Genomic DNA, 4,284 nt, shown 5'->3' on the forward strand with positions numbered 1-4,284 from the left:
GGAGAGAACTTCCGACGGGTGGGTGCGGCCTTCGGGGTCGCTCCCGAGTACGTCGTTCGCGTGAGCCAGGTGCATGGCCGGGACGTGCATGTGATCCGGCCGGGTGACCCGATTCCGCTCGATCCGGTGCCGCGGGTGGATGCGCTGGTGACGACCCGCACCGACATCGTGCTGTGTGTGCGGGCGGCCGACTGTCTGCCCGTGCTGCTGGTCGACAGCGAGAACGGGATCATCGGCGCCGCGCACTCCGGACGACCAGGCATGTACGTCGGTGTTGCCCCCGCCACCGTGGACGCGATGCGGGCGCTCGGTGCGGACCGGATCACCGCCGTACTGGGGCCGAATGCGTGTGGGAAGTGTTACGAGGTTCCGGCCGAGATGCGGGCCGAGGTGGCCGAGCGGGTGCCCGCGTCGTACTCCGAGACCAGCTGGGGGACACCGGCCCTCGACATCGCGGCCGGGGTGAAAGCACAGCTGACCGAGCTTGGCGTCGACGTGATCGAGGACGCGCGCGGCTGCACGATGGAGTCGGAGAACCTCTACTCGTATCGCCGCGAAGGCAAGCAGAGCGGCCGGCTCGCCGGCCTGGTGAAACTCACATGAGCAGAGAGCAAGAGCTCCGCGACAATCTGCGACTGGCTCAGGAGCGGATCGAGAAGGCGTGTGTGGCGGCCGGGAGAGACCCGGAGGAGGTCACCCTTGTCGCGATCACCAAAACCTTCCCAGTCAGCGACGTGGCGGCGCTGGCGGGCCTCGGGGTAGAGGACGTCGGCGAGAACCGTGAGCAGGAGCTCAAGACGAAGGCGCCGGAGTGCCCGGAACTCACCTGGCACTTCGTCGGCCAGTTGCAGTCGAAGAAGGCCCGCTCGGTGGTCCGGCACGCGTCGGTCGTGCATTCAGTCGACCGGGCGTCCCTGGTCGCCGCGCTGTCGAAGGCGGCGGTGGCCGAGGAGAAGTCGCTGCGATGTCTCCTGCAGGTGAGCCTCGCGTCGTACGGGCCGGACGAGGCCGCGACCGGTGCGGACCGCGGTGGCGTCGCACCGGCCGACGTACTGGAGCTGGCTGCCGAGGTTGCGGCCGCGGACGGCCTGGAGCTGGGCGGGGTGATGGCGGTTGCGCCACTCGGATCGGACCCGGACCAAGCGTTCGCGGGTCTGCAGGAAGTCGCCGCCCGGCTACGCTCCGAACACGCCGCGGCCACCTGGATCTCGGCCGGGATGACCGGCGACCTCGAGGCCGCGATCCGGCACGGAGCGACACATGTCCGGCTCGGGCGCGCCTTACTCGGTACGCGTCCTCCACTCGGTTAGTGTCGACATCGAGCAGGTTCTGTTTCCTGTTCAGTGTTGTCGTCGAGACCGGATCGAGGGGCTGGAGGGCCATGAGCGGCGCGCTGCGCAAGATGGGTGTGTACCTCGGCTTGGTCGAGGACGGGGAGCGCTACAACGCGCGGTACGACGACTACGACGAGTACGAGGAGTACGACGACGAAGCCGTCGACGGGGACTCCCAGGAGACCGAGCCGGTGCCTGCCGGCCGGGAGAGCCGCGAGCGGACGGAGGCCCGCCCCGAGCACCACCAGGGGCGCGAGGAGCCGGGCGGTACGGTCAGCAAGTTCCCAGAACGACGTGGTGTCGCACCGTCCCCGGAGGTTACCGAGTTGGCCCGCATCACCACCGTGCACCCGCGCAGCTACAACGAAGCGCGAGTGATCGGTGAGCACTTCCGTGACGGCACGCCCGTCATCATGAACCTGACCGAGATGGACCACGCCGACGCCAAGCGCCTGGTCGACTTCGCCGCCGGCCTGATCTTCTGCTGCCGCGGCTCCATCGAGCGGATCACCACCAAGGTGTTCCTGGTCTGCCCGCCGAACGTGACGGTCGCCGCGGAGGAGAAGGAGAAGATCGCCGCGGACGGGTTCTACAACCAGAGCTGACCGCGGTTGCTTCCGCTGTCTTCTACACTCGTTGACAACATGGTTGCCCTAGTGATCGTCCTCCAAGTGATCAGCTTCCTCCTGCTCGCCTTCTTCCTTGTGCTGGTGGCGCGTTTCGTGCTGGGGCTGATCGTCATGTTCGCGCCGCAATGGCATCCGAAGGGGCCGTTGCTGCTCCTCTTCGAGGCCATCTACTCCATCACCGACCCGTTCCTGCGCCCGCTGCGGCGGATCCTGCCCCCGATCGGGGCCGGTGGGATCCGGATCGACCTGTCCATGCTGATGCTGTTCGTCATCGTCTCCGTGGCGATGTCGATCAACTCCACGGCACTGAATTCGCTGTGAGTCACCGGACACCGTTTTCGATGACTGGGACGGTTGGGACGGGGTAGGTAGAGTCTCGGAGAACCGAAGTCGTGGACCGTTGTCGCCCGCCCGGATTCCGTCACAACACAACGAAGCGATAACGTGATCTACTGAGTCGCCGAGGTGAAGGCCACGGGGACTCCGCCAAGACACAGACAAACGAGGTGAAAGATGCCGCTGACGCCGGATGACGTCCGCTCGAAGCAGTTCACGCCCGTCCGACTACGGGAGGGCTACGACGTCACAGAGGTCGACTCCTTCCTCGACGAGGTGGAGGCCGAGCTCGAGCGCCTCCTCGCCGAGAACGAGGAGCTGCGGGCCAAGCTCGCGGCCGCCCAGCGCGCTGGCGCCGGCCAGGAGCGGCCGGTCGACCAGACCGCCGCGCTGCCGCCGGTCGTGCAGCAGCCGAAGCCCCCGGTGGTGGTCGAGAAGCCCATCATCGAGGAGAAGCCGCCTGTCGTGGTGCCCGCGGTAGCGGCCGCGGGGGCTGCTGCGGCAGCAGGGACCGTCGGCGACGCGTCCAGCTCCGCGGTGCGGCTGCTGGAGATGGCCACCAAGCACTCCGACGACCTGGTCCAGGAGGCGAAGGACACCGCCGACAAGATCATCGGCGAGGCCCGCGCCAAGGCCGAGCGCCTGGAGAACGAGGCGCGCGGCAAGGCCGACCGGATGACCGGCGAGGCCCGTGCCCGCGCCGAGAAGCTGGACGGCGAGATCGCCGAGCGCCGCGCCCAGATGCTGGGCACCCTGGAGAAGCAGAAGGGTCAGCTCGAGCGCACCATCGACGACCTGCACGCCTACGAGCGCGAGTACCGCAGCCGGCTGAAGACGTACTTCACCGAGCAGCTCAAGGCACTGGGCAACGGCGACGACACGCTGAGCCCGCGGAACGGATTCCGTCCCGAGGCCCGTGCGCAGGCGCACGGCGGGCACGGAGTCTGAGTCTGTAACGTCTGAACCTGTGAAGGGGCGGTGCTTTCCGGCAGCACCGCCTCTTCGGCGTGTCCGGGAACTTCTGACACACAGTCGTTTGATTGTGACGCAGCGTCAGGGCCACGCGGGCGGTCGCTTGCGACCGGTGAGGGTCTCCACATCGAAGAGCCTCAACCGGTACGGCGTCAGCCGCAGTAGCGAGGGTGATTCCCCAGCCGGTCCATCGGGGAACACACTCCAGAAGTCGTAGCCGAGCGGCGCCGGAGCAGCGGCGTACAGCTCCCAGATTCGTTGCCGGGTCGCCACATCGTCGATCCACCCGGCCTCGCAGTCCGCGATCGCCACCTCGTGGCCCGGCTCCCAGTAGCTACAGCTCAAGTAGTTGCTGTACGCAAGGTGCCGCACCTTCACCGGTGTCGCCCGGGTGACGATCCACCCGGCCAGTTCTCCTGCTTTGTCGATCTCCCAGATCGGGTGCAGGATCCGGCTCCGCGGCCGGTTGTCCGGCCCCACCGTGGCCACCGTGCACCAGACGATCCTGTGTGCCCTCTCGATGAACTCCTTCTGCACAACCATGGTTGTAGATTATCCGATCCACAACCCAGGTTGTATATTCGCCCGCATGGAGTTCGATCCCGCCGGTGCCGACCTGTCCCTCGCCGCGCTGTTCACCGGCTGGGCCCTCGCCGACGAACTCCAGCGCCGCCTCTCCACCGACGGCTTCGCCGACTCCCGCTTCGCCGACGGCGTCGTCTTCCAGCACCTGATCGCCGGCCCCACGACCATCACCACCCTGGCCGAGCGCCTCGGCGTAACCCAGCAAGCCGCCTCAAAAACAGTCGCCGACCTCCAGCGCCGGGGCTACGTCACCCGCCGTACCGACCCCACCGACGCCCGCGCCAAACAGGTCGCCCTAGCCGACCGCGGCACCGCCATCATCACCGCCGCCCGCCACCACCGTGCCGCCGTGGACGCCGAACTCCGCAATGCCCTAGGCAACAACCGAGTCGAGGACGCCCGCCAACTCCTCCTCGACACCCTCACCC

Annotated in this window: 7 protein-coding genes; 6 read left to right on the top strand and 1 reads right to left on the bottom strand. The window is 67.7% G+C overall.

Annotation, left to right across the window (positions count from 1 at the left end; genetic code table 11):
- The 5 genes from E1261_RS43470 to E1261_RS43490 form a co-directional block, all read left to right on the top strand.
- Positions 1–603: purine nucleoside phosphorylase YfiH/LACC1 family protein (locus tag E1261_RS43470; RefSeq protein WP_132416013.1), on the top strand; the 603-nt coding region annotated here is incomplete at its 5' end.
- Positions 600–1,310 carry a YggS family pyridoxal phosphate-dependent enzyme gene (locus E1261_RS43475; RefSeq protein ID WP_132416015.1) on the top strand — a complete coding sequence of 237 codons (711 nt, stop codon included), beginning with the start codon at positions 600–602 and terminating at the stop codon, positions 1,308–1,310. The genes E1261_RS43470 and E1261_RS43475, both read left to right, overlap by 4 nt.
- A 71-nt stretch (positions 1,311–1,381) precedes the next feature.
- On the top strand, positions 1,382–1,939 hold the full coding sequence (locus E1261_RS43480) for a cell division protein SepF (protein WP_132416017.1): 558 nt from the start codon (positions 1,382–1,384) through the stop codon (positions 1,937–1,939).
- Positions 1,940–1,978: 39 nt separating this feature from the next.
- On the top strand, positions 1,979–2,284 hold the full coding sequence (locus E1261_RS43485; protein ID WP_132416019.1) for a YggT family protein: 306 nt from the start codon (positions 1,979–1,981) through the stop codon (positions 2,282–2,284).
- Positions 2,285–2,476: 192 nt separating this feature from the next.
- Complete coding sequence (locus E1261_RS43490) at positions 2,477–3,247, top strand: DivIVA domain-containing protein (RefSeq protein WP_132416021.1); 771 nt, start codon at positions 2,477–2,479, stop codon at positions 3,245–3,247.
- Between the two features lie 105 nt (positions 3,248–3,352).
- Here the strand turns inward: E1261_RS43490 and E1261_RS43495 are convergent, their stop codons facing one another.
- Positions 3,353–3,814, bottom strand: a complete 462-nt coding sequence (locus tag E1261_RS43495) for a pyridoxamine 5'-phosphate oxidase family protein (RefSeq protein WP_132416023.1) — start codon at positions 3,812–3,814, stop codon at positions 3,353–3,355.
- A gap of 46 nt (positions 3,815–3,860) precedes the next feature.
- Between E1261_RS43495 and E1261_RS43500 the strand changes: the two genes are divergently transcribed.
- Positions 3,861–4,284, top strand: a 424-nt coding sequence (locus E1261_RS43500; RefSeq protein ID WP_132416025.1) for a MarR family winged helix-turn-helix transcriptional regulator, incomplete at its 3' end; no start/stop codon positions are given.

Origin of the sequence: Kribbella albertanoniae (assembly GCF_004348455.1) — a bacterium.
Taxonomy (GTDB): Bacteria; Actinomycetota; Actinomycetes; order Propionibacteriales; family Kribbellaceae; genus Kribbella; species Kribbella albertanoniae.